The 23,765-nt window shown below is 72.8% G+C and carries 24 protein-coding genes; 10 read left to right on the top strand and 14 right to left on the bottom strand.

Translation table 11 applies throughout. The annotated features are described in order from the left end of the window. Together B2P18_RS03605 and B2P18_RS03600 are read left to right on the top strand one after the other, a co-directional pair. On the top strand, positions 1 to 438 hold a 438-nt coding region (locus B2P18_RS03605), incomplete at its 5' end, for a DUF4439 domain-containing protein (RefSeq protein ID WP_286955876.1). Continuing rightward, a complete protein-coding gene (locus tag B2P18_RS03600) occupies positions 435 to 1,391 on the top strand; it encodes an aminoglycoside phosphotransferase family protein (protein WP_156911242.1) in 957 nt (318 codons plus the stop codon). The genes B2P18_RS03605 and B2P18_RS03600, both read left to right, overlap by 4 nt. A 216-nt stretch (positions 1,392 to 1,607) precedes the next feature. Here B2P18_RS03600 and B2P18_RS03595 read toward each other — a convergent pair whose 3' ends face one another. The 4 genes from B2P18_RS03595 to B2P18_RS03580 are packed head-to-tail and all read right to left on the bottom strand — an operon-like array spanning position 1,608 to position 4,363. Further along, on the bottom strand, positions 1,608 to 2,492 hold the full coding sequence (locus tag B2P18_RS03595; RefSeq protein WP_286955874.1) for an energy-coupling factor ABC transporter ATP-binding protein: 885 nt from the start codon (positions 2,490 to 2,492) through the stop codon (positions 1,608 to 1,610). Continuing rightward, positions 2,489 to 3,292, bottom strand: coding sequence for a cobalt ECF transporter T component CbiQ (gene cbiQ, locus B2P18_RS03590; RefSeq protein ID WP_029211210.1), 804 nt, complete (start codon positions 3,290 to 3,292; stop codon positions 2,489 to 2,491). The genes B2P18_RS03595 and cbiQ overlap by 4 nt, the downstream gene beginning before the upstream one ends. A gap of 1 nt (position 3,293) precedes the next feature. Next, complete coding sequence (locus B2P18_RS03585) at positions 3,294 to 3,608, bottom strand: energy-coupling factor ABC transporter substrate-binding protein (RefSeq protein WP_029211209.1); 315 nt, start codon at positions 3,606 to 3,608, stop codon at positions 3,294 to 3,296. Positions 3,609 to 3,610: 2 nt separating this feature from the next. After that, complete coding sequence (locus B2P18_RS03580) at positions 3,611 to 4,363, bottom strand: energy-coupling factor ABC transporter permease (protein ID WP_286955871.1); 753 nt, start codon at positions 4,361 to 4,363, stop codon at positions 3,611 to 3,613. Positions 4,364 to 4,588: 225 nt separating this feature from the next. Here B2P18_RS03580 and B2P18_RS03575 point away from each other — a divergent pair, with 225 nt between their 5' ends. Then, positions 4,589 to 5,263 carry a GNAT family N-acetyltransferase gene (locus B2P18_RS03575; RefSeq protein ID WP_029211207.1) on the top strand — a complete coding sequence of 225 codons (675 nt, stop codon included), beginning with the start codon at positions 4,589 to 4,591 and terminating at the stop codon, positions 5,261 to 5,263. 7 nt (positions 5,264 to 5,270) lie between these two features. On the opposite strand, the gene B2P18_RS03570 is transcribed toward B2P18_RS03575, so the two are convergent. From B2P18_RS03570 to paaA, 6 genes are read right to left on the bottom strand one after another with little or no spacing between them, the layout of a single operon-like run. Beyond that, complete coding sequence (locus B2P18_RS03570; protein WP_286955868.1) at positions 5,271 to 6,107, bottom strand: hypothetical protein; 837 nt, start codon at positions 6,105 to 6,107, stop codon at positions 5,271 to 5,273. Further along, positions 6,104 to 7,225, bottom strand: a complete 1,122-nt coding sequence (gene paaE, locus B2P18_RS03565; RefSeq protein WP_019284234.1) for a 1,2-phenylacetyl-CoA epoxidase subunit PaaE — start codon at positions 7,223 to 7,225, stop codon at positions 6,104 to 6,106. The genes B2P18_RS03570 and paaE overlap by 4 nt, the downstream gene beginning before the upstream one ends. Continuing rightward, on the bottom strand, positions 7,225 to 7,749 hold the full coding sequence (gene paaD / locus B2P18_RS03560) for a 1,2-phenylacetyl-CoA epoxidase subunit PaaD (RefSeq protein WP_286955879.1): 525 nt from the start codon (positions 7,747 to 7,749) through the stop codon (positions 7,225 to 7,227). The genes paaE and paaD overlap by 1 nt, the downstream gene beginning before the upstream one ends. A gap of 5 nt (positions 7,750 to 7,754) precedes the next feature. Then, positions 7,755 to 8,558, bottom strand: coding sequence for a 1,2-phenylacetyl-CoA epoxidase subunit PaaC (gene paaC, locus B2P18_RS03555; RefSeq protein ID WP_286955866.1), 804 nt, complete (start codon positions 8,556 to 8,558; stop codon positions 7,755 to 7,757). After that, on the bottom strand, positions 8,555 to 8,842 hold the full coding sequence (paaB, locus tag B2P18_RS03550) for a 1,2-phenylacetyl-CoA epoxidase subunit PaaB (protein WP_286955864.1): 288 nt from the start codon (positions 8,840 to 8,842) through the stop codon (positions 8,555 to 8,557). Before paaB ends, paaC begins: the two co-directional genes overlap by 4 nt. Beyond that, entirely contained in the window at positions 8,839 to 9,891 is a 1,053-nt protein-coding gene (gene paaA / locus B2P18_RS03545; protein WP_286955862.1) for a 1,2-phenylacetyl-CoA epoxidase subunit PaaA, read from the bottom strand. The genes paaB and paaA overlap by 4 nt, the downstream gene beginning before the upstream one ends. Positions 9,892 to 10,006: 115 nt before the next feature. Here paaA and B2P18_RS03540 point away from each other — a divergent pair, with 115 nt between their 5' ends. After that, complete coding sequence (locus B2P18_RS03540) at positions 10,007 to 10,660, top strand: GNAT family N-acetyltransferase (protein WP_286955861.1); 654 nt, start codon at positions 10,007 to 10,009, stop codon at positions 10,658 to 10,660. Positions 10,661 to 10,743: 83 nt separating this feature from the next. On the opposite strand, the gene B2P18_RS03535 is transcribed toward B2P18_RS03540, so the two are convergent. Further along, complete coding sequence (locus B2P18_RS03535) at positions 10,744 to 11,478, bottom strand: FadR/GntR family transcriptional regulator (RefSeq protein ID WP_286955860.1); 735 nt, start codon at positions 11,476 to 11,478, stop codon at positions 10,744 to 10,746. A gap of 143 nt (positions 11,479 to 11,621) precedes the next feature. Between B2P18_RS03535 and B2P18_RS03530 the strand changes: the two genes are divergently transcribed. The 5 genes from B2P18_RS03530 to B2P18_RS03510 all read left to right on the top strand — a co-directional run bounded on the left by B2P18_RS03530 (position 11,622) and on the right by B2P18_RS03510 (position 18,149). Beyond that, complete coding sequence (locus tag B2P18_RS03530; protein ID WP_019284227.1) at positions 11,622 to 13,307, top strand: L-lactate permease; 1,686 nt, start codon at positions 11,622 to 11,624, stop codon at positions 13,305 to 13,307. A gap of 83 nt (positions 13,308 to 13,390) precedes the next feature. Then, positions 13,391 to 14,164 (top strand): (Fe-S)-binding protein, encoded by a 774-nt coding sequence (locus B2P18_RS03525; RefSeq protein ID WP_239261743.1) that lies wholly within the window; start codon positions 13,391 to 13,393, stop codon positions 14,162 to 14,164. Next, a complete protein-coding gene (locus tag B2P18_RS03520; RefSeq protein WP_029211198.1) occupies positions 14,161 to 15,804 on the top strand; it encodes a lactate utilization protein B in 1,644 nt (547 codons plus the stop codon). Before B2P18_RS03525 ends, B2P18_RS03520 begins: the two co-directional genes overlap by 4 nt. Further along, positions 15,801 to 16,445 carry a LutC/YkgG family protein gene (locus B2P18_RS03515; protein ID WP_029211197.1) on the top strand — a complete coding sequence of 215 codons (645 nt, stop codon included), beginning with the start codon at positions 15,801 to 15,803 and terminating at the stop codon, positions 16,443 to 16,445. Before B2P18_RS03520 ends, B2P18_RS03515 begins: the two co-directional genes overlap by 4 nt. A 219-nt stretch (positions 16,446 to 16,664) precedes the next feature. Continuing rightward, on the top strand, positions 16,665 to 18,149 hold the full coding sequence (locus B2P18_RS03510) for a M20/M25/M40 family metallo-hydrolase (RefSeq protein WP_286955857.1): 1,485 nt from the start codon (positions 16,665 to 16,667) through the stop codon (positions 18,147 to 18,149). Between the two features lie 169 nt (positions 18,150 to 18,318). Here the strand turns inward: B2P18_RS03510 and dapB are convergent, their stop codons facing one another. After that, positions 18,319 to 19,068 carry a 4-hydroxy-tetrahydrodipicolinate reductase gene (dapB, locus tag B2P18_RS03505; RefSeq protein WP_029211195.1) on the bottom strand — a complete coding sequence of 250 codons (750 nt, stop codon included), beginning with the start codon at positions 19,066 to 19,068 and terminating at the stop codon, positions 18,319 to 18,321. 140 nt (positions 19,069 to 19,208) lie between these two features. Here dapB and B2P18_RS03500 point away from each other — a divergent pair, with 140 nt between their 5' ends. Beyond that, entirely contained in the window at positions 19,209 to 22,019 is a 2,811-nt protein-coding gene (locus B2P18_RS03500) for an FAD-binding and (Fe-S)-binding domain-containing protein (protein ID WP_029211194.1), read from the top strand. Between the two features lie 124 nt (positions 22,020 to 22,143). Here B2P18_RS03500 and B2P18_RS03495 read toward each other — a convergent pair whose 3' ends face one another. Both B2P18_RS03495 and B2P18_RS18850 read right to left on the bottom strand, forming a co-directional pair. Continuing rightward, positions 22,144 to 23,148 (bottom strand): YihY/virulence factor BrkB family protein, encoded by a 1,005-nt coding sequence (locus tag B2P18_RS03495; RefSeq protein ID WP_286955855.1) that lies wholly within the window; start codon positions 23,146 to 23,148, stop codon positions 22,144 to 22,146. 124 nt (positions 23,149 to 23,272) lie between these two features. Continuing rightward, positions 23,273 to 23,680: a DUF3072 domain-containing protein gene (locus B2P18_RS18850; protein ID WP_376783734.1), complete on the bottom strand. Its 408-nt coding sequence runs from the start codon at positions 23,678 to 23,680 to the stop codon at positions 23,273 to 23,275. Positions 23,681 to 23,765: the final 85 nt, after the last annotated feature.

Below are 23,765 nucleotides of genomic sequence, written 5' to 3'. Positions count from 1 at the left end.
CTGGGGGCGCCCCCGTCCTGGCCGGCCTGGGGCGAGACCGCCTCGCCCGCGGACGCCGGGTTGCTGGCGGCGCACCGGCGGGCGCGCTACCACCTGGAGGGGGCCGCCGCCCGCACGCCGGCCGAGGCCCGCGCCCCCTTCGCGACAGAGCTGGACCGGGTGGCGGGCGTCGTGGTGCGCCTCAAGTCGCGGGGCGCCTCGACCGGGGCGCCGCCGGCCGGCTATCCCCTGCCCTTCCCCGTGCGCGACGCGGCGGCCGCCCGTCGGCTCGTCACCCACGCCCTCACCACGCTCGAGACGGCGTGCGGGAAGACGTGGTCCGCGGGATCGGGGTCGTCCGAGGCGGTGACCACCACGACCCGGCTGGTCGTCGACACCGTGACGGCCGGGGCTGCGTGGGGGGTGCCGCTGCGGGCCTTCCCGGGGCTGGCCTCGTGAGCGACACGACCCGCGACCTCGTCCCTCCCTCGCTGACCGCCCTGATGGCCGGCCGCCCGGCGGACGAGTCGGTCCGGGACGCGGTCGACGGCGACACCTGGCTGCGACGCCTGCCCGGCGTCCTCGACGAGCTGCTCGCGGAGCAGGACCTCGCCGTGGACGGGCGACCCCGCCACGGGCAGTGCGCGGTCGTCATACCCGTCCTGCGCCGGGGAGCACCGGCCGCCCTCAAGGTGAGCTGGCCGCACGCGGAGGCCGCGCACGAGCACCTGGCCCTGCGCGCGTGGGACGGGTCCGGCGCGGTGCGGCTGCTGGCGGCCGACCCCGCGCGCTGGGCCCTGCTGCTCGAACGGCTCGACCCGGAGCGAGACCTGGGGCGCGAGCCCGTCCTCGACGCCTGCGAGACGGTGGGACGCCTGCACGCCCTCCTCGACCGACCCGCCATCGCGCGTCTCGGCACGGCCAGCGCCTGGTGCGGGCGCATCCGCGAACGACTGACGACCTCACCCCCACCGGTCCCGCCCCGCGTCGTGGACCAGGGCCTCCACCTGGCCGCCGAGCTCGCGGCCGACCCCGGCGTCGACGCCCGGCTGGTGCACGGCGACCTGCACGACGCCAACGTCCTGCGCGTGCCCGACCCGGGCACGACGCGTGCCGGGACGGTCGACGGCTGGCTGGCGATCGACCCCAAGCCCGTCGCCGGCGAGCTCGCCCTCACCGTCGCCCCGCTGCTGTGGAACCGTTGGGACGAGGCGGCCCGCGCGCACAACCTGCGCAACCACCTGCGGTTCCGCGTGGACTACGCGTGCGACGCGGCGGGCATCGACCCCGCCCGGGCCCGCGCGTGGACGATCCTGCGCGAGCTGGACAACGCGTGGTGGGCCGCCCGCGAGCCGGGTGGCCACGACCGGATCACCCAGGCCGTCGCGATCATCAAGGCCATGCGCGACTGACCGGCCGCGCTGACCGGGCGCCCTCTGCACGGGCTGGGGCGCTCGGGCAGCATCGGCGGGTGGCGAGGGGTCGCGAACGTCGCGCTGCACGGCGTGTCCCCGACATCTGTGTCCCCTCGACGCACCAGCCGGCTGCGTCCCCTCGACGCACCAGCCAGCTGCGTCCCCTCGACGCACCAGCCCCGTCGGTTCCGGGAGGCGGGAGACGTGCGGGCCTCAGGCCGTGGTCGCGGTCCGTCCCGCGAGCGCGGCGACCAGCCCGTCCACGTCGCGCGGCCGCACGCCCGGGTCGAGCAGGCCCGACCCCGAGAGCCGGTCGGCGAGCTCCAGCGCCCACGGTCGGCGCAGCCTGGCACGGCCGACGAGCAGGTCGTCGCCGAGGACCTCCTCGACCGGGCCCTGCGTCACCGCGCCGTCCACGACGACCGCGGCCTCGTCGGCCCACGCGAGCGCGAGGTCGACCTCGTGGGTGGCGAGCACGACGGTGGTGCCGTGCTCCTCGAGCCGGGCCAGCGCGCCGAGCATCTCCTCGACGCCGGCCGGGTCCAGGCCCGCCGTGGGCTCGTCGAGCAGCAGCACGGCCGGGCGCATGGCGACGGCCCCTGCCGTGGCGGCCCGCTTGCGCTCGCCGTAGGACAGCTGGTGCGTCGGCCGGTCCGCCAGGTGCTCGATGCCGAGCAGGGCGAGCGCCTCGGCCACCCGCTCGCGAACCTCACCCACGGGCAGCCCGAGGTTCATCGGCCCGAAGGACACGTCCTGGGTGACGTCGGCGCTGAACAGCTGGTCGTCAGGGTCCTGCAGCACGAGCTGCACACGCTGCCGGTGGGACCGAAGCCCCTTGCGGGAGTAATCGACCCGTGCCCCGTCGACCGCCACCTCGCCTCCCGACGGCTGGTGGCCACCGCTCAGGCAGCGCAGCAGCGTCGTCTTGCCGGAGCCGTTGGCGCCGAGCAGCGCCGTGCGACGCCCCGCCCTGACCAGCAGGTCCGCCCCGACGAGCACGGGAGGTCCGCCGGGATAGGCGGCGTGCAGCCCACGTGCCACGAGCCGCTCGGCCGACCCGGCGAGCGGAGGGTGCCGGCAGTCGTCGCGGTGGCTCACGACCCGCCCCCCAGCGTGGAGACCGCCATCGAGGACGCGACGAGGAGCGCCAGCACGACCAGGCTCACGGCGACGAAACCACCGGACCGCTGCTGCTCGCGGGGCAGGGTCACCAGCGCGGACTCGTAGCCGCGACCCGCGAGCCCCTCCTCCATCCGGCGGGCCCGGTCCCACGACCGGGTCAGCACGGCGGCGGTGAGCATCCCGGCCGAGCGGAGCGAGGCGCGATGCCCGTGATAGCCGAGCCGTCCGGCCTGGGCCTCGCGGATCGAGCGCACGGCGTCCATGAGGACGAACAGCAGGCGGTAGGTCAGCGACGCCACCTCCACGCACGCGTCCGGGACGCGCAGCCGGCGCAGCGCGGCGAGCAGGTCGACCATGGGTGTGGTGCTGGCGAGGACGAGCACCGCGAGCGTGCCGGCCACGGCGTGCGCGGTCAGCCCGACGGCTGCCTCGAGGCTCTCGGGGGTGACCGCGAGCGGACCCCATCGGCCGTATGCCGACGGCCCGGCCCCTCCCTCGCCCGGTGCCTGGGCGCCGACGCTGACCGCCACCGAGAGCCCGCTGGCGACGATGAAGGCCATCGGCGCGCGCAGGGCACGCAGGACCAGGGACGGCGGCACCCGCGCTGGCCCGACCATGACGATCACGCTGGTCAGGGCCACCAGGGGCGACGCGGGCCACGGCGGCAGGACCAGCGCGACGAGCACCAGCCCGAGGCTCAGCAGCGCCTTGTCACCGACGGCTCGCGTCCGCCACGCGCCGGCCCACGCGGCGTCGTCGATCGCCAGGCCGGCCACCTCAGGCGGAGCCTTGCGGGCGGGGGTTCTTGCGTCCTCGCAGGTAGCCGACGGCATAACCGAGGACGCCCGCACCGGCGGCGGCCTGCAGCGCGAAGAGGCCCGACTCGACCTCGCCGCTCGGCTCGAAGAGGTTGCGGAACCACGGCTGGTAGTCCGGGTGGGTCTGCTCGATCGCGCTGGTCGCGGCGGAGTCCGTCCCGACGAAGCGCTCGTCCGGCCCGGTGCGCCGGGAGTCCAGCCACAGCGGGACGGCGAACAACGCCACGAGGGCCAGCAGGCACGCGGCGGTCAGCAGGTGTCGGCGCGCTCGCATGCTCAGGCCTCCGTCGTGACGGCCGCAGCGGACGAGCCCGACGAGCCCGACGAGCCCGACGACGGCCGGTCAGCGTCGACCGATCCGGTGTCCTCGCGCGGCAGCACGCCCAGGCGCCGCAGCTCGGGGGCCGCGACGTCCCGCAGGACGCGGAAGGCCAGGACCCCGAGGAAGCCCTCAGCCAGGGCCAGCGGGATCTGGGTGACGGCGAAGATGCCGAGGAACTTCGCGAGCGCCCCGGGGAACCCGCTCGCGGGATCGGGGTGGGCCAGCGCGAGCTGGAAGGCGGTCGTCAGGTAGGTCGCCAGGTCGGCCGCGGCCATCGCCGCGAACACGCCGACCAGCAGTGGCAGCCGGGCGCGACGGCATACGGCATAGAGCCCGTAGCCGACCCAGGGGCCGATGACGGCCATGCTCATGACGTTGGCGCCCCAGGTGGTGATGCCCCCGTGGGCGAGCAGCAGCGCCTGGAAGGCGAGGACGATGCCGCCGAGGAGAGCCATGACCGGCGGGCGGAAGAGGACGGCGCCGAGCCCGGTGCCGGTGGGATGGCTGGAGCTGCCCGTCACCGACGGGAGCTTGATCGCGGACAGGACGAAGGTGAACGCCCCGGCGGCCCCCAGCAGCAGGCGGCTCTCGGGATGCTCACGGACCTCGCGCACGACCTGGCGGGCTCCGTGGACGACGAACGGGGTGGCGACGGCGGTCCACGCGGCGGCGTGCCACGGGGGGAGATAGCCCTCGGCGATGTGCATCTGCGCACTCCTTGAGATCGGGGATCACGCGTCCCCCTCGCAGTGGACCCGACAGGCAGTTCCTGGCTCCCGGGGTCCCTCGCGGACCCAGGTCACAGTGGCGCAACCGCGCCGGTCTCTCACCGGCTTCCTGGCACCGTCGGGCTGGTTCTCGGAGTATGCCACACCAGATGCAGGTGAGAACTCTTATCAGTTCGGTGACGCGGCATGGCTAGTCTCGGCGGTATGCCGACCGCGCCACCGCCATCCCAGCCCGACCGGACCGCCGCCCGACCGACCCGGATCCCCGACCTGCAGCCCGGCCGGTCACGGACGACGGAGCGACTGGTCCTGCGGCCCTGGCGGGACGAGGACGCCGAGGCGTTCGGGTCGCTCAACGCCGACCCGGAGGTCATGACCTACTTCCCCGCACCGCTGGACCGGGCCGCGAGCGACGAGCTCCTCGGCCGGGCCCGCACCCACGTCGACGATCACGGCTGGGGGTTCTGGGCGTTGGAGGAGCGGAGCACCGGGGCGTTCATCGGCCTGACGGGACTGTCGCAGCCGAGCTTCGAGGCCGCGTTCACGCCGTGCGTCGAGATCGGCTGGCGCCTGGTCCGGTCGGCCTGGGGTCAGGGCTACGCGACGGAGGCCGCCATCGCCGCCCTGGACGTGGGCTTCAACGAGCTGGGGCTGCAGGAGATCGTGTCCTTCACGCCGTCGGTCAACCTGCGCTCGCGTGCCGTCATGCAGCGCATCGGCATGCGGCACGCCCTCGCCGACGACTTCGACCACCCGCTGATCGACCCCGCGAACGAGCTGTGCCACCACGTCCTCTATCGCATCAGCAGGGACGACGACCACTCGGGCGGTCCGGACGACCAGGTCGTGCCGGTGGGCCCGGGGCCCGTCGGCGACTGACGGGCGGTCAGGCGCCCGGGACCGGAGCCACGTCGCGGATCGCCGGCGGCACGATGCGGGGCACGGCGTCCCACTCGCTGAAGGTGACCGTGCCGGCCGTGCGCGGGGCGGAGGAGCTGAGCCGAAGCAGCCGCCCGGACCCGTCGGCGGCGACGATCGCCGTCGTCGCGCCGCCGGAGCGCAGCTCGTAGGCCTGGGTGCCCTCGTAGGACGTGCGGCCCACCGAGGTGCGACCGGTCGCGGCGCGCACGGCCCCCTCGAAGGCGTCCAGCATGTCGCTGATGCTGAGGACGGCGAGTTGGTTGGCCGCAGCCCCGGACAGCTGCACGTAGCGTCCCCGGGCTCCCCCCGTCAGGGCCGTGGACCGCACGAACGTGCGCCCCTCGCTGCGCAGGAGCTCGAACGGCGCCGACACGCCCATGGAGACGGTGCCCCGGACGCTCAGCCCGTCCCTCGTGCCGCGCAGGTCGAAGGTCATGGGTGCCCCTTGGACGTTGAGCGTGCCGACCGCCCGCACGCTGCTCGCCACGGCGACGAATCCCGCTGCGGCAGCGGCCAGTCGCCCTGCCTCGCCCGCCACCGCACCCCCTGGCGCGGAGGGTGCTCCGGTCGCTGACGTGCCCGGCGCCACGTCACCGAGGCTCGGCGCCCCGAGGTCGGGGATGCTGGTCGTGGGTGCCGCGGTCGGGGACCCGGCACCGGCGTCGCTGGTGGTCGCCGTGGTCGGCAGCGGACGGTTTGGCGCACCCTGGCACCCCGCGATCGCCAGGCCCGCGGCAGCGGCGAGCGCGACCGACGAGGCGACCGAGCCCGGCGCGAGCGGTGCGCGGAAGGGCCGGGTCACGCGTCGTAGTCGAGCCGCACGTGGTCGGTGACCGGGTGCGACTGGCAGGCGAGGACGATGCCGTCGGCGACCTCGTCCTCCTCGAGGGCGTAGTTGCGGTCCATGCGGACCTCGCCCTCGACCAGGCGGGCGCGACAGGTGCCGCACACGCCACCGGTGCAGGAGTAGGGCGCGTCCGGACGGGCCCGCAGGGTCGCGGCCAGGATCGTCTCGCCGGGGTCGGTCATGGCGATCTCGGTCGTGCGTCCGTCGAGGTTGACGGTGACCCGGGCGAGGACGCCGGTGTGGTCGCCCGCGGCCCCGACCCCGGGGTCGGTCTCGGCCCGCGGCTCGTCGTCGACGTGGAAGACCTCGAAGTGCACGTGGTCCTTGTCGACCCCTTCGGTGGCCAGCACCTCGCGGGCGTTCTCGACCAGGGAGAAGGGCCCGCAGAGGTACCACTCGTCGACCGTGTCGACGGGGACGAGGGAGTCGAAGATCCGGCGGAGCCGCTCCTCGTCGAGCCGTCCGCTGAACAGGTCGACGTCCCGGGCCTCGCGGGACAGGACGTGCATGAGCTGGAACCGGCTGCGGTAGCGGTTCTTGAGGTCCTCGAGCTCCTCAAGGAACATGATCGAGCTCGTGGCCCGGTTGCCGAAGAGCAGGGTCACCCGGCTCGCGGGCTCCTCCTCGAGGACGGTCGTGAGCAGCGACAGGACCGGCGTGATGCCCGACCCGGCGGCGATCGCGACGTGGTGGCGCGCCCGGTCGGCGTCCGTCGGCACGACGAAGGAGCCCAGCGGCGGCATGACCTCGATGGTGTCGCCGGGGCGCACGTCGTCGATGAGCCAGGGTGAGACGGCGCCACCGGCCACCCGCCCGGCAGCGACCCGCAGGACGCCACGCTCGGCAGCGGCCTTGCGGGACAGGCAGATCGAGTAGGACCGGCGCTGCTCCTGACCGTCGCGGACGAGGCGCAGCGTGAGGTGCTGGCCGGGCGCGAAGGTGAACTCGTCGCGCAGGTCGTCCGGCACGATGAAGGTGATCGCCGCGGCGTCATCGGTGAGCGGCTCGACGTCGGCCACCGTGAGGGGGTGGAACTGGGGGCGGTGTCGCGCGGGCTTGTTGAGCAGGGCCATCAGATCACCTTGAACTCGTCGAAGGGCTCACGACAGGCGTCGCACCGGCGCAACGCCTTGCAGGCGGTGGACCCGAACCGGGCCACCTCCGTGGTCTGGTCGCTGCCACAACGGGGGCAGCGCACCTGGTGCCGGGTCAGCTGCACGGGCACCGGTCCGTCGGTGCCCCCGGCCGCGCCGGCGGTGGGCGGGGCGATCCCGAACTCGCGCAGCCGCTCCCGACCGCGCTCGCTCATCCAGTCGGTGCTCCACGCCGGCGAGAGCTGGGTGACGACCTCCGCCGACAGGCCGGCGCGCGTCGCCTCGTGGCGCACGAGGTCCTCGATCAGGCCCATGGCGGGGCAGCCGGAGTAGGTCGGGCTGATGACGACGCGCACCAGGCGCCGCTCCTCGTCGACCTCGACCGACCGCACGATGCCGAGGTCGTCGATGGAGATGACCGGGATCTCGGGGTCGGGGATGGCCCGTATGGCGTCCGCGACCTGCGTGGACGCGGAGCTGCCGGGCCGCGTCGCCGCCTGCATCGCCGTCACCAGGTGGCGCCGGGGTGCGAGCGCGCGATGTGCTGCATCTCGGCGAGCAGGTAGCCCATCGGCCGAGAGTGGATGCCGCGGCGCCCGTCCCGCGCCGTCCAGCGGGACGGGTCGGCCGGACGCAGCGTCGCCTCGGCGAGCACGCCCTCGACATACGAGCGCACCTCGTCCTCGACCTCGCTCGGCCGCACGCCGGCGCCGGACCCCGCCGCCGCGACGGCAGCGTCGTCGTCGACGAACAGCTCGGTAACATAGGGCTCGACGACCGCGAGCGCCTTCTGCATCCGCCGGTGCGACTCCTCGGTGCCGTCGCCGAGGCGGACGACCCAGTTGCGGGCGTGGTCGCGGTGGTAGGCCAGCTCCTTGACGGCCTTGCCGGCGACGCCGCGCAGGGTCTCGTCCTCGCAGCGCGCGAGCCGCTGCATGATCGCGAGGCGGGTGGTGGAGAACCACAGCAGCCGCGCCATCTCGACGCCGAAGTCGCCGCGCTCCATCTCGACGAGGTGGACGCTGCGGAACTCACGCTCGTCGCGCAGGTAGGCGAGGTCGTCCTCGGAGCGTCCGGTCCCGTCGAGCGAGCCGGCGTAGGTCAGCAGGCTGCGGGCCTGGCCGAGCAGGTCGAGCGCGATGTTGCCGAGCGCCATGTCCTCCTCGATGGCGGGGGCGTCGGCGACCCACTCCCCCAGGCGCTGGGTGTAGACGAGGGCGTCGTCCGCGAGGCCGAGGACGTAGTCGGCGAGAGTCCCGGACGTGCCGGGAGGGGGCGGGGACGAGGGTCCCGCGACGGTGCTGGCGCTCATAGGTACTCCACGTCCTCCGGCACGTCGTAGAACGTCGGGTGGCGGTAGACCTTGTCGGCGCTCGGGTCGAAGAAGGAGCCGCGCTCGTCCGGGCTGGACGCCATGATGCTGTCGGCCTCCACGACCCAGATCGACACGCCCTCCTGACGACGGGTGTAGAGGTCGCGGGCGTTGTGGAGCGCCATCGTCGCGTCGGGCGCGTGCAGGGACCCCACGTGGACGTGGGACAGACCACGCTTGGCGCGGACGAAGACCTCGAACAGGGGCCAGGTGGCCTCGCTCATGCGGCACTCTTCTTCGAGCGGGAGGCCTGCTTGGCGGCATACGCGTTGGCGGCCTCTCGCACCCACGCCCCGTCCTCGTGAGCCTTGATCCGGTTGCTCATTCGCTCGGCGTTGCACGGCCCGTCGCCCTTGAGCACCCGCCAGAACTCCTCCCAGTCGATCCGGCCGAAGTCCCAGTGGCCGCGCTCGTCGTTCCAGCGCAGGTCGGGGTCGGGGAGGGTGATGCCGAGCTTCTGCGCCTGCGGGACCGTCATGTCGACGAACTTCTGGCGCAGGTCGTCGTTGCTGAACCGCTTGATCCCCCACGCCATGTTCTGCGCGGTGTGGCCTTGCTGGGCCGCCTCGCCGGAGTCCTCGGGGCCGAACATCATCAGGGCCGGCCACCACCACCGGTTGGCGGCGTCCTGGGCCATGGCCTTCTGCTCGTCGGTGCCACGAGCGAGCACCCACAGGATCTCGAAGCCCTGCCGCTGGTGGAAGGACTCCTCCTTGCAGACGCGGATCATCGCGCGGCTGTAGGGGCCGTAGGAGCACCGGCACAGCGGCACCTGGTTCATGATCGCCGCGCCGTCGACCAGCCAGCCGATGGCGCCCACGTCGGCCCAGGTGAGCGTCGGGTAGTTGAAGATGGAGGAGTACTTCTGCTTGCCGGCGTGCAGCTTGTCGAGCAGCTCGGACTTGTCGACGCCGAGGGTCTCCGCGGCGGAGTAGAGGTAGAGCCCGTGCCCGGCCTCGTCCTGCACCTTGGCGATGAGGATGGCCTTGCGACGCAGGCTGGGGGCCCGGGTGATCCAGTTGCCCTCGGGCTGCATCCCGATGATCTCGGAGTGCGCGTGCTGCGCGATCTGGCGGATGAGCGTCTGCCGGTAGCCGTCCGGCATGTCGTCCCGGGGCTCGATCCGCAGGTCCCGGGCGATGAGCTCGTCGAACGCCGCAGAGTCACCCGGGGCCCGGTCCGCGTCGGCCGAGGCCACGCGGGCCTGGGTGTAGTCGTCGGTCTCGGCCGCGTTCAGCGGCTCGTCCGGGTCGATGACGTCGTTGCCATACATGGGCCTCAGTATCCTCGCCCGCGACGGCACCCGCAAAGGGCTGGGGGCCCGGTCGAGGTGTGCTGCGTCACGATACCGGTCAGTAGCTCGCATGTCGGTCTGAGAGGATCGGTCGGTGAGCGACCACGGGCACGACCACCAGCATGACCACCAGCACGGGCACGACCACCAGCACGGGCACCAGCACGAGCACGGGCATGACCACCCCCTCGAGGGGTCGGCCGGCGTCGCGGCCGACGCCAGCGTCCGTCAGGCCCGCGTCAACGACGCCCCGGCGGTGGGCACGGTCCAGTCGGCCGTGTGGCGGGAGGCCTTCGCGGGGCTGGTGCCGGCGGAGACGCTGGAGCGCTTCGAGCCCCTCCCCTTCGCCCGCGCCTGGCGGGCGTCGCTGGAGCAGCCGCCGTCGCCGCGGCACGTGCTCGTCGTGTCGTGCGCCGGGCCGCAGGTGGTGGGCTACGCGGCGCTCGGTCCGTGCGAGGACCCGGACGCCGAGGACGGTGACGGCGAGATCCTCACGCTCGGTGTGCACCCGGACGCCCGACACCAGGGCCACGGCTCACGCCTGCTCAACGCCGTGGTGGACCTCCTGCGCGACGCGGGATTCACCCACGCCTACGCCTGGGTCCCGGCCGAGGACGCCGGCACCCGAGGCTTCCTCGAGGCGGGGGGCTTCGCGCCCGACAGCGCGTACCGCGACCGCGTCGTCGTCGAGGGCGACACGGACGAGCAGCTGCTGCGCGAGATCCGCCTCGCCGCCGCCCTCGCCTGACGCGGCGGACGCAGCTCACCCCAAGCCCCGGCGCCATTGGTCACCAGTGGCGGATATGAACGATCCAAACGGCCCCGAGAACGTCATTGGTGACCAATGGCGGGGGCCGTGGACCCCGGGGCGCCGTCGAGGACGATCGGCAGGATCGCGTATGCCGCGCGGATGTGGGCCTCGACCAGGTCGGCCGCACGCCGCTGGTCACCGTCGACGACGGCCGCGTAGATCGCCTCGTGGTGCTCCTGGAGCTCGCCCCGGAACGCGTCCCAGTCCCCCAGCGAACGCTCGGCGTCGAGGATCGGTCGCCGCAGCGACTCGCGGACGGCGACCGTCATGTCGGTCATCAGCCGGTTGCGCCCCACCTCCGCTAGGACGACGTGGAAGTCCGTGTCCAGCGCGTTGAACTCGTCCTGGGTGGTGTCGGGCTCCGCCATACGGTCCAGCAGTCCCCGCAGCCGCAGCCGCGACTCCTCGTCGAGCCGCTGGGCGGCGAGCGCCAGGCTGGACCGCTCCAGGGCCACGCGGGCCTCGACGACCTCGTCGACGGGGTACTTCGCGAGCGCGACGTGCAGGCGCAGCAGCCTGCTGAGGGCCTCGCTGCGCTGGTCGGTGATGCGGGTGCCCGCGTCGTTGCCGGCACCGACCGCGGACGAGACGAGCCCCTGGGCCTCCAGCGCGCGGATCCCCTCCCGGACCGCCGACCGGCTCACGCCCAGCTCCACGGCCAGGTCGCGCTCGGGCGGGAGGTGCGCACCGACCCGCAACGAGCCGGCGAGGATGCCGGACTCGACGTGGTGCACGACGGACTCGTAGGCCTTCATGTCGGTCATTGTCGCAGTCGCGTGGATCGTTCATGGCGTTGCAGCCCTTGCAAATGGTCCGACCACACCTCATAGTGAGCGGTAATGGTCTGACCACAGGTGTCGGCCGAGCCCTCGCCCGACCTGAGAACGATGGAGTTCCCATGACCTTCCGCCCCGACCTGGATCCCGTCGGAGGCAGCCTCCTGCTGTCGGCCCTCGTGGCCCTCCTCCCCCTCGCCACGATCTTCGTGACCCTCGGCGCCCTGCGGTGGAAGGCCCACGTGGCCGGCCTGACCGCCCTCGCCGTCGCCCTGGTCGTCGCGGTGCTGGCCTTCAAGATGCCCGTCGGCCTGGCCCTGCTGTCCGCGACCGAGGGCGCGATCTTCGGGCTCTTCCCCATCGTCTGGATCGTCTTCACCGCCATCGTCCTCTACCAGGTCACCGTGGTGAGCGGACGGTTCGAGGACCTGCGTGCGGTGTTCAACATCATCAGCGACGACCCGCGCATCCAGGCGATCCTCATCGCCTTCTGCTTCGGCGGGCTGCTCGAGGCGCTCGCCGGCTTCGGCGCCCCGGTCGCCATCACCGGCGTGATGCTCATGGCCGTCGGCTTCTCGGCCCTGCGCGCCGCCACCGTGGTCCTGCTGGCCAACACCGCCCCGGTCGCGTTCGGCGCCATCGCGATCCCCATCATCACGGCCGGCAACCTCACCAAGATCCCCTACACGGAGATCGGCGCCTACGTCGGTCACCAGACCCCGGTGCTGGCGCTGTTCGTGCCGCTGTTCCTCGTCTTCCTGGCCGACGGGCGCCGAGGTCTGCGCCAGACCTGGCCGATCGCCCTGGTCACCGGCGTCGCGTTCGCCGTCGCGCAGTGGATCTCCGCCACCTGGGTCTCGGTCGAGCTCACCGACATCATCGCGTCGCTGGTCGGCCTCGCCGCCGCCGTCGTGATGCTCCGCTTCTGGCAGCCCGAGGGCCGCGACGCCGCCCTCGAGCGCATGAGCGCCGAGAAGCAGCAGGAGCGCGCCGACATGACCGACGAGCAGCGCGCCCAGCTGCCCAGCTCCTCCGACCTGCCCGCCGCGAGCCACCTGCCCGCCTCGCGCATCGTGATGGCGCTGTTCCCCTACCTCCTCGTGATCGCCGTGTTCTCCCTGTCCAAGCTGGTCGGCCCGGTCAAGACCTGGCTCGCCGGCACGGACGTCAAGATCCCCTGGCCCGGTCTCGACGGGCACGTCCTCAACGCGGCGGGCAAGGTCAACGGCTCCACCGTCTACACCTTCCAGTGGCTGTCCAGCCCCGGCACGATGCTCCTGATCAGCACGGTGATCATCGCCCTCGTCTACAAGGTCAGCGCCCGCGACACCGTCCGTCAGCTCACCGAGACCGCCCACAAGCTGCGCTTCTCGATGCTCACCATCGCCTCGGTGCTGTCCCTCGCCTATGTCATGAACCTGTCGGGCCAGACGATCACGATCGGCACCTGGATCGCGGGCACCGGCGCCGCGTTCGCGTTCTTCTCCCCCGTCCTCGGCTGGCTCGGCACCGCCGTCACCGGCTCGGACACCAGCGCCAACGCGCTCTTCGCGACGCTGCAGCAGACGGCCGGCAAGCACGCCGGGATCGACCCGACCCTGCTCGTCGCCGCCAACACCTCCGGCGGCGTCGTCGGCAAGATGGTCAGCCCCCAGAACCTCACCATCGCGGCCACGGCGGTCGGCCTGCTCGGCCGCGAGTCCGAGATCCTGCGCCGCGTGATCTGGTGGAGCCTCGGCCTGCTCGTCGTGCTCTGCCTGCTCGTCGGCCTGCAGTCCACGCCGGTCCTGTCCTGGATGCTCCCGTGACCTCCGCCGCGCCCGAGACGTCCCCCGGCGAGCGGGCGGGCGGGGTCCGTCATACCGTCGAAGAACCCACCGAGGGAGGCACGATGACCACCAGACCGGGCGAGGGCAAGACCGTCGCGCTGTTCGCCACCTGCGTCAACGACACCATGTATCCCAGCACGCCCAAGGCCGTGGTCCGGCTGCTGGAGCGGCTGGGGTGCGAGGTCGTCTTCCCGCGCGAGCAGACCTGCTGCGGGCAGATGTTCACCAACACCGGCTACCTCGACGAGGCGCTGCCGACGGTCCACACCTTCCTCGCGGCGTTCGAGCGCTACGACTACGTCGTGGGCCCGTCGGGCTCGTGCATCGGGTCCGTCCGCGAGCAGCACCCGATGCTGGCGGAGCGGGAGGGCAGCACCGAGCTGCAGCGCCGCGTGGCCGACGTCGTGGCCAAGACCTACGACCTGCCCGAGCTGCTCGTCGACGTCCTTGGGGTCACCGACGTGGGCGCCTACTTCCCGCACCGGGTGACCTACCACCCCACCTGCCACTCGCTGCGCATCACCAAGGTCGGGGACCGCCCCTACCAGCTGCTGCGCGCGGTCCGGGGCATCGACCTGGTCGAGCTGCCGGACGCCGACCGCTGCTGCGGCTTCGGCGGCACCTTCGCGCTCAAGAACTCCGACGTCTCGGTCGCGATGACCGCCGACAAGGCCCGCCACATCGCCGACACCGACGCCGAGTACGTCATCGCCGGCGACAACAGCTGCCTGATGAGCATCGGCGGCGTGCTCGCCCGCCAGCGCACCGGCATCCGCACCATCCATCTGGCCGAGGTGCTCGCCAGCACCGAGGAGTCCATGGAGGAGCTCGTATGACGAAGCCCGCCCACCGCCTCACCCCCGCGCCGCCCACGGGCGAGCTCGTCGACTCACCGCCCTTCCCGGCCGCGGCGCGCCGAGAGCTCGCGAACCCCGTGCAGCGCAAGAACCTCCACCACGCGATGACCACCATCCGCGACAAGCGCGCCCGCGTCGTCGCCGAGCGCCCCGACTGGGAGCAGATGCGGGTGGCTGGCGAGGAGATCAAGGACCGCACCCTGCGGCACCTCGACCACTACCTGCTGCAGCTCGAGGAGTCCCTCACCCGCGCCGGCACGACCGTCCACTGGGCGAGCGACGCCGAGGAGGCCAACCGGATCATCGTCGGCCTGGTGCGCGACGCGCTGCGCGACGAGCCGCCCCAGGTGGACCCCGAGGGGCGTCAGGTCCCCCCGGAGGTGGTCAAGGTCAAGTCCATGGCCACCCAGGAGATCGAGATGAACGAGGCCCTCGAGGCCGCGGGCATCGCCGCCTGGGAGACCGACCTGGCCGAGCTCATCGTGCAGCTGGGGCACGACCGCCCCTCGCACTTCCTCGTCCCCGCCATCCACCGCAACCGCGCCGAGGTCCGCGAGATCTTCCTCGACGAGATGGCGGACTACGGGCGACCGGCTCCGGACGACCTGGACACCGAGCCAGCCCACCTCGCGGGTGCCGCCCGCCTGCACCTGCGGGAGAAGTTCCTGCGGGCCAAGGTCGCGATCTCCGGCGCGAACTTCGCCGTGGCCGAGACGGGCACGCTGTGCGTGGTCGAGTCCGAGGGCAACGGCCGCATGTGCCTCACCCTCCCCGAGACGCTGATCTCGGTCGTCGGGATCGAGAAGGTCGTGCCGACCTTCGCCGACCTCGAGGTCTTCCTGCAGCTGCTCCCCCGGTCCTCGACGGCCGAGCGGATGAACCCCTACACCTCGCTGTGGACGGGGCCGACGCCCGGCGACGGACCGCAGCAGATGCACGTCGTCCTGCTCGACAATGGGCGCACCACGGTGCTGGCCGACGACTTCGGGCGCACCGCGCTGCGCTGCATCCGCTGCTCGGCCTGCCTCAACGTGTGCCCCGTCTACGAGAAGGTCGGCGGCCACGCCTACGGCTCGGTCTATCCCGGGCCGATCGGCGCCGTGCTGACGCCGCAGCTCCGCGGCACGGCCTCCGCCGTCGACCGGTCGCTGCCGTACGCCTCCTCGCTGTGCGGCGCCTGTTTCGACGTGTGCCCGGTGCGCATCGACATACCGAAGATGCTGGTCCACATGCGCGGCAAGGTCGTCGAGGCCAAGAAGGCCGACCGGATGCCGCACTCCGAGGCCGGCGTGATGCGGACGGCGTCGTGGATGATGGCCGACCACCGCCGCTGGGGCGCCGCCATGAAGGGCTCCGGCCTGGCGGGGCGCGTGCTGGGGTCGCGGTTCGACCACTTCGGGACGCTGCCGTGGCCGGCGTCGAAGTGGACCAACGCGCGGGACGTGCAGATGCTGCCGACGGAGTCCTTCCGCGACTGGTGGGCCCGCGAGCGCGGTGACGGCGACCAGCCGGCCGGGGACCCCGCCGACCGTGGGCGCGACCCGTCCACCGATGCCCACCGGGCGTCCGACCAGCGTGCCCACGGCAGCACCGAGCAGCCCGAGGGAGAGCAGCGATGAGCAGGGAGCAGATCCTGGAGCGGGTGCGGGCGGCGCTGGCGGACGTGCCGCGCTCGACGCCCGAGGCCGACGTCCCGGTGGCGTGGGAGTACGCCCGTCCGACGCCGGTGGACGACCTGCTCGGCCGGTTCGTGGAGCGGGTCGAGGACTACAAGGCCGTCGTGGAGCGGTGCGCCGCGGACGAGGTCGGGGCCCGCGTGACCGCAGCCCTGCAGCGCCACGGCGTCGACACGGTCGTGCTCCCCGACGGGCTCGACGAGGGGTGGCGGGCCGCGATCGCGTCCGCCGGTCTGTCGCTGCTCGAGGACGCCGACCTGACGGCTGCCCAGCTCAACGCCGTCGACGCGGTGGTGACGGGTGCGTCCGTGGGTGTGGCCGAGACGGGCACGATCATGCTTGACCACGGTCCCGACCAGGGTCGCCGAGCCCTGTCGCTCGTGCCGGACGTGCACGTCTGCGTCGTGCGAGCGGACCAGGTCGTGTCGGACGTGCCCGAGGCGGTGGCCCGGCTCACCGAGGCGGCCCACGCCGGTCGCCCGCTCACCTGGATCAGCGGGCCGAGCGCCACCAGCGACATCGAGCTGTCCCGCGTCGAGGGCGTCCACGGCCCGCGGACCCTGCACGTCCTCCTCACCTCCTGACCTACCTCAGGTAGGCACATCCGCCCGGCTTCGCACGCCAGGTCGATGTGCCCGCCTGAGGTAGGAACATCCGCCCGGGTTGGCACGGCGCCGCGACGCGAGCAGCGCGTGTTCCCAGGGGAATCCCAGGTGCAGGAGGCCTCCCCGACTCACGAGTAGCCCCCTAGGGTCGGGCGGACCGGGGCCACGACGGCGTGGCTCCCCGCCTCTGGAGGACCTATGCACACCCGCCGAGCCCTCACCCTGAGCCTGGCGACAGCCACCGCTGTCGCCACCGTCGCAGCACCCGCGGCCCACGCCGACCCCAAGCCCCGCACCCCCTCGGACCTCGCCGCGCGGGTCGACCCCGGCGCCGTGGTCTCCCACCTCAGCGCCTTCGAGCGCATCGCCATGGCCTCGCAGGGCCGTCGCGCCGCCGGCGAGCGCGGCTACGAGCTGTCCGCGCAGTATGTCGAGAAGCAGCTGCGCGGCGCGGGCTTCACGCCTCGCCGCCAGTACTTCGAGTTCACCTACGACTCGGTCGTCTCCACCTCGCTCAACGAGCTCTCACCGACCGCTCGGGCGGTCACCCACACCCCCTTCTCCTACAGCCCGAGCACCCCCAAGGCCGGGGTGCAGGCCCAGCTCGTGACGCCCAGCACCGCCACCGGCTGCTCCGCCGCCGAGTGGGACGGGGTCGTCGCAACCGCCAAGATCGCGCTCGTCTCCCGGGGCACGTGCACCTTCGGCGAGAAGGCCAAGGCCGCCAAGGCCGCGGGCGCCGCCGCCATCCTCATCTACAACAACGCCCCCGGTCCGCTCAACGGCACCCTCGGCGGGCCGTCCGACGACTACGCCCCGGCCACCGGCATCACCAAGGCGGACGGCGACGCGCTGCTGGCCGACATGGTCAAGGGGCCGGTCCAGATGAGCTTCGTCCTGGACAAGATCATCGAGAAGCGCCGGACCTTCAACGTCCTCGCCGAGACCAAGGGCGGATCGGCCGACGACGTGCTGATGGTCGGGGCCCACCTCGACGGCGTCCAGCAGGGGCCCGGCATCAACGACAACGCCAGCGGCTCGGCCACGGTCCTCGAGGTGGCCAAGCAGGCCAACCAGCTCAAGAAGCCCGCGCACAAGATCCGCTTCGCCTGGTGGGGCGCCGAGGAGCTCGGGCTGCTCGGGTCCGAGCACTACGTCAAGGACCTGCAGGACAACGACGTGGACTCCCTGGTCAAGATCAACGGCTACCTCAACTTCGACATGCTGGCGTCGCCCAACTACATCATCGGCGTCTACGACTCGACGCAGGCGTGGATGCCGCAGGGGTCCGCCCGTCTGCAGCGGGCGTTCACCGGCTACTTCGACGACCGCGGCCAGCCCTACGTCGCGGCGCCGATGCAGGGCGGCTCCGACCAGCTGCCGTTCCTCGAGGCGGGAGTGCCCGTCGGCGGCCTCTTCACCGGTGCGGGCGGTCTCAAGACTGCGCAGGAGGCCACGCTCTTCGGCGGGACCGCCGGCGTCGCCTACGACCCCGGCTACCACACCGCGCAGGACACCCTGCGCAACGCCAACAAGGCGGCCCTCGCGATCAACGTCAAGGCCGTGGCGCACGCCGTGGGCACGCTGGCGCTGGGCGAGCCCGGCTCCGCCAAGAAGGGCAAGAACGGCAAGAAGCACCTCCGCACCTCGGCGACCCCGACCACCACGGTCGCGCGTCGCTGATCCGAGCCGGCAGGGATCAGAGCCAGCAGGGATCAGAGCCAGCAGGGATCAGAGCCAGCAGGGATCCGAGCCAGCATTGCCCGCGCCTCCGGTGATCGGGGGTGCGGGTCCTGAGCCGTATGCCGCCCCGCCCGCCGCAGGACTCGGCGCCGCGGCGGCGGACCCGCTGTCAGAGACCGAGGTAGTGCTCGAGCCCGACCGTCACGCCCGGGTGGGAACCGACCTGGCGCACGCCCTCGACCACGCCCGGCATGAACGACACGCGGTCGAACGAGTCGTGGCGGATCGTCAGCTGCTCCCCCTCGGCGCCGAAGAGCACCTCCTGGTGCGCGACCAGGCCGCGCAGCCGCACGGAGTGGACCGGCACGCCGTGCACGCGCGCCCCGCGAGCGCCGTCGGGGTCCTGCTCCGTCGCGTCGGGCACCTCTCCGAGCCCCGCCTCGGAGCGCGCGGCGCCGATCAGGTCGGCCGTCCGCGCGGCCGTGCCCGACGGGGCGTCGACCTTGCGTGGGTGGTGCAGCTCGATCACCTCGACGGACTCGTAGAAGCGGGCCGCCCGCTCGACGAAGGCCATCATGAGGATGGCGCCGATGGCGAAGTTGGGGGCGATGAGCACGCCGGTCCCGTCCGGGGCCGCGGCCACCTGGCCGCGCAGCGCCTCCAGGCGGGACTCGCTCCAGCCCGTCGTGCCCACGACGACGTGGACCCCCTGCGCGACGCAGTGCGCGACGTTGGCGGGCGAGGCGTCCGGCAGCGAGAACTCCACGACCACGTCCGCGCCGGCGAGATCTCCCAGGTCGTCCCCCACGTCGAAGCGGCCGACCAGCTCGAGCCCCTCGGCGGCCTCGACCGCGTCGCAGACGGTGGAACCCATGCGCCCGGAGGCGCCGATGACAGAGACCAGGATGTTGTCGCTCACGGCGTCCACCCTAGGCGCCGGTGGCGTGGCGCGCCGGTGCGCCCACGCCCGCCCGCGCGCCGAACCGACGCCTCGGGCCGGGGCGGACGTCATACGCGGCCTAGAGTAGTAGGACCACAACGACGAGGAGGTCGGCCCCGATGACCGTCACGACCAGCACCCTGGACAGCACCCTCGGCCCGATCACCTCGCGACGCCTCGTCGACCGGGTGTCCAAGGCGCACGACGCGTCGCACTACCTGCTGACGCCGCAGGCCGTGGTGACCGCCCGCAGCGTCGACGACGTCGCCCGCACCCTCGCGGCCGCCCGCGCCGACGGCGTGCCCGTGACCTTCCGCTCCGGCGGGACGAGCCTGTCCGGGCAGGCCCTCTCGGACGGCATCCTGCTCGACACCCGCACCCACTTCCGCGGCGTCGAGGTGCTCGACGGCGGCGAGCGCGTCCGCTGCCAGCCAGGCGCGACCCTGCGCTCCGTCAACGGTCACCTGGCGCGGCACCGACGCCGCCTGGGTCCGGACCCGGCCAGCGAGATCGCCTGCACCGTGGGCGGGGTCGTCGCCAACAACTCCTCGGGCATGCAGTGCGGCACCGAGCTCAACACCTACCGCACCCTCGACTCGCTGGTCCTCGTCCTGCCCAGCGGCACGATCGTCGACACGAGCGCGCCTGGCGCGGACGACCGGCTGCGCCGCGACGAGCCGGCGCTGTGGGAGGGCCTGCTCGCCCTGCGCGACCGGGTCCGCGGCAACCCCGAGTCGCTCGCCCGCATCGCCCACCAGTACTCCATGAAGAACACCATGGGCTACGGCCTCAACTCCTTCGTCGACCACGACGAGCCGGTGCGGATCCTCGAGCACCTCGTCGTCGGGTCCGAGGGCACCCTCGGCTGGGTGGCGGAGGCGACCTTCCGGACCGTGCCCATCAGCCCGTATGCCGCCACCGCCCTGCTCGTGGTCGACGAGATCGGCCAGGCCACCGACGCGCTCGGCGACCTCGTCGGGGCCGGCGCCAAGGCCCTGGAGCTGCTGGACGCCGCTTCGCTGCGGGTGGTCCAGCAGTACCCCGAGGCAGGTCCGGAGCTCTCGGGTCTGGACGTGGACCGGCACGCCGCCCTGCTGGTCGAGGCCACGACCGACGACAGCGCCGAGCTCGACCGTCGCATCACCGACCTCGACGCGGTGGTGGCCGACCTGGGGCTCCCCCACCGGGCCAGCTTCACCCGCGACGCCCGCGAGCGCGCCGCCCTGTGGCACCTGCGCAAGGGGCTCTACACCTCGGTCGCGGGCGCCCGCCCGCAGGGCACGACCAACCTGCTGGAGGACATCGCGGTCCCGCTGGCGTCGCTGAGCGCCACGGTCGCGGACCTGACCGAGTCCTTCCGCCGCCACGGCTACGGCGACGCCGTCACCTTCGGGCACGCCAAGGACGGCAACCTGCACTTCATGATCAACCCACGCCTGGACGACCCGGCCGCGCTCGAGACCTACGAGGCGTTCACGGAGGAGATGGTGTCCCTGGTCCTCGGGCACGAGGGCACGCTCAAGGCCGAGCACGGCACCGGACGGATCATGGCGCCCTACGTCCGTCGGCAGTTCGGCGACGAGCTCTATGCCGTCATGCAGGAGGTCAAGCGTCTCGCCGACCCGACGGGCCTGCTCAACCCCGGCACGCTGCTCGACGACGACCCTGGCGCCCACCTGCGCCACCTCAAGACCATGCCCGCGGTCGACCCGGCCGTCGACCGCTGCGTGGAGTGCGGCTACTGCGAGCCGGTCTGCCCCTCACGGGATCTCACCACCACGCCGCGTCGGCGCATCACGCTGCTGCGCGACCTCGGGCGGCTGCCGGCCGACCAGGCGGCCGAGCTCCGTGAGGCCTACGACTACGAGGCGGTCGACACGTGCGCCGTCGACTCGCTGTGCGTCAAGGCCTGCCCGGTCGGCATCGACACCGGCCTGTTCATGAAGTCCTTCCGCGCCGAGCGTCACGCGCCGAGGACCCAGCGGGGCGGCATCCGGCTGGCCGAGGGCTGGGGCACCACGATGACGACCCTGCGGGCCGCCCTCGCCGTGGCCGACACGGTGCCCGGACCGGTCAAGGCCGCCCTGTCGGGCGCCGCGCGACGTGTCCTCGACCCGGACCTCGTGCCGCTGGTCGGCAGCGACCTGCCCGGCCGCGGGCCACGCCGGCCCGCTCCCCAGCACCCGACGGGCGCGGCGTTCGTCTACTTCTCCTCGTGCCTCGGCTCGCTGTTCGCGCCCTCGGACGAGTCGACCGACGCGGGGGTCGTCGACGCGTTCTTCGCCCTGACCCGCCGGGCCGGGCTGGACGCCGTCGTGCCCGACGAGCTGCAGGGCCTGTGCTGCGGCACGCCGTGGGTCTCCAAGGGCCTCACCGAGGGAGCGGACGCCATGTCCCGCAAGGTCTTTCGCGCTCTGTGGCGCGCCACGGACGAGGGCCGCCTGCCCGTCGTCTGCGACGCCGCGTCGTGCACCCACGGCCTCGTGGACCTCGCCCACCACCTCCCGGCCGAGGACGCCGAGCGGTGGGGTCGGGTGCGGGTGATCGACGCCGTGTCGTATGTCGCCCAAGAGGTCCTGCCTCGCGTGGAGGTCGCGGACCCGCTGGGCACCGTCGCCGTCCACCCGACCTGCTCGACCGTGCACCTCGGCGTGGTCGACGACCTGGTCACGTGCGCCCAGGCCGCCGCGCGGGAGGTCGTGGTCCCCGTCGACTGGGGGTGCTGCGGCTTCGCCGGTGACCGCGGGATGCTGCACCCCGAGCTCACGGCATCGGCCACCCGCGTCGAGGCGCACGAGCTGGAGGGGCGGTCCTTCGACGCCTACGTCTCGGCCAACCGCGCCTGCGAGCTCGGGATGTCCCGCGCCACCGGGCACACCTACCGCCACGTCCTGGAGGTGCTGGCCGAGCACGTCCCGGGCTGCCGCTGACGTCTGAGTCTCCGGCGGCGCCGAGCCTGCGACCGCGTCGAGACATCGGGGCTACTCCTGGTGGTCAGGGCCACCAGAAGTAGCCCCGATCCCAGCTCTGGACCGGTCGGCTACCCAGGCTCGGCTACTCGGAGCCGTAGTACTCGTCCTCCATGTCCTTGAGCGACCTCTCGAAGGACACGTCGACCTGCTGGAACCCCTTGAGCCGGTTGGCGTTGACCAGGCCCTCGTAGTACTTCTTGTCGGCCTCGGTCAGGTCCACGTCGTCGGTGAAGACCGTGAGCAGCGCCCGGGGCCACAGCCGCTTGGCCAGGACCACGTTGAGCTCGATCGCCATGACGACGCCGCACGCCGCCAGGAAGCCCCAGCCCATCAGGCCGAGGACCAGCGCGAACACGCCATAGGCGTCGCTGGACCCCTTGACCACGAAGGACACGTAGGCCGTACCGACGGTCTGCAGCGTCTGCCACCACGCGGCCGCGGCCAGCGCCCCGGGGATGGAGCGGCGCCACCGCATCGGGTGGGCCGTGGCGATGCGAAAGATCAGCAGGAAGATCCCGCCGTTGAGCGCCACGGCGAGCCCGGTCAGCAGGTAGGCCCCGGCCGACCCCAGGTCGAGGCCGTAGGCCGACGCCGAGCTGCCGATGCCCGAGATGACGGTCGTGACGAGGAGGAACAGTCCCGCGGTGACGATCAGCAGGACCGACCGCCCCCGCGACACGAAGGGGTTGGGCCGCTGGTTACGGGGCACCGCCCAGCACACGTTGAGGGCGTTCTGCAGCGCCTGGCCGACCCCGAGGGCGCCATACAGCGCGACCAGCAGACCGATGGCGATGGCCTTCCAGTCCCCTTGCAGCCCTTGGGTGCTCAGCTGGGTGCCGATGACCGGGAACTGGCTCAGCGCCGACTCGAGCAGCCGCTGCTCGAGCTCGGGCCGGTCCTGCAGGACGAAGCCGAGGACCGAGGACAGCAGCAGCAGGAGCGGGAAGAACGATAGGAAGCCGTAGTAGGTGATCAGCGCCCCGAGGTAGGGGCCCTGGTCGTCGAAGAACTTGTAGATCACCGCCAGCGGGAAACCGATGCCGCGATGCCGCCGCTGGAACCGATCGACCCTGTCCACGAACGACATCCGCGCTCCCTCCGTCGGAGGACATTCTGCCCCGGAACGCGCTGGTCCTCCTGCCGAGGGCCCCCTGGTCTCAGCCCGTGGTGGGCAGCACCCCCGAGCCTGCCGTCCTGAGACCCGCGGCGGATCAGCCCTGCTGTCCCGTCTGTCCCGTCTGTCCCTGCTGGTCGCGCCCGGTGGCGCCCTGGAGGCGATCGATGTGCTCCGACGCCTCGGCCTTGGTGAGGTCGGCGGGGATCTGCTCCCCCGCCTGCCGCGCCAGCGAGTCGAGGTAGGACTTCTGGGCGTCGGTCGCCGGCTGGTCGCCGGTCACCCAGTCGTCGGGGTCCTTGACGGGACCGTCCGTGGGACCGGTCCCGGCGCCGAGCATCTCGCTGGCGTCGACGCCGGTTTGCTCGGCCCCGGTCTGGTCCGAGGCCGGGCCGCGCTGACCGCGCTCGGCGTCCGAGGGCACCTCCTCGGCGGCGGGCGGCGGCTCGTCCAGCGGCGGCTCCTGCAGGGGCGGGATCTGGTTGGTGGGGTCCTGTGCGCTCATGGCGGTCGGCATACCCACCCGGGTCGCCTCGCCAAACCGTCGGCTCACCTGGTGGGCAGGTATGCCGGAGGGCCGGTCACCCCGC

The sequence above is a fragment of the Arsenicicoccus sp. UBA2120 genome, assembly GCF_002330965.1.
GTDB lineage: Bacteria > Actinomycetota > Actinomycetes > Actinomycetales > Dermatophilaceae > Arsenicicoccus > Arsenicicoccus bolidensis.
This window is presented reverse-complemented; position numbering and strand designations above follow the sequence as displayed.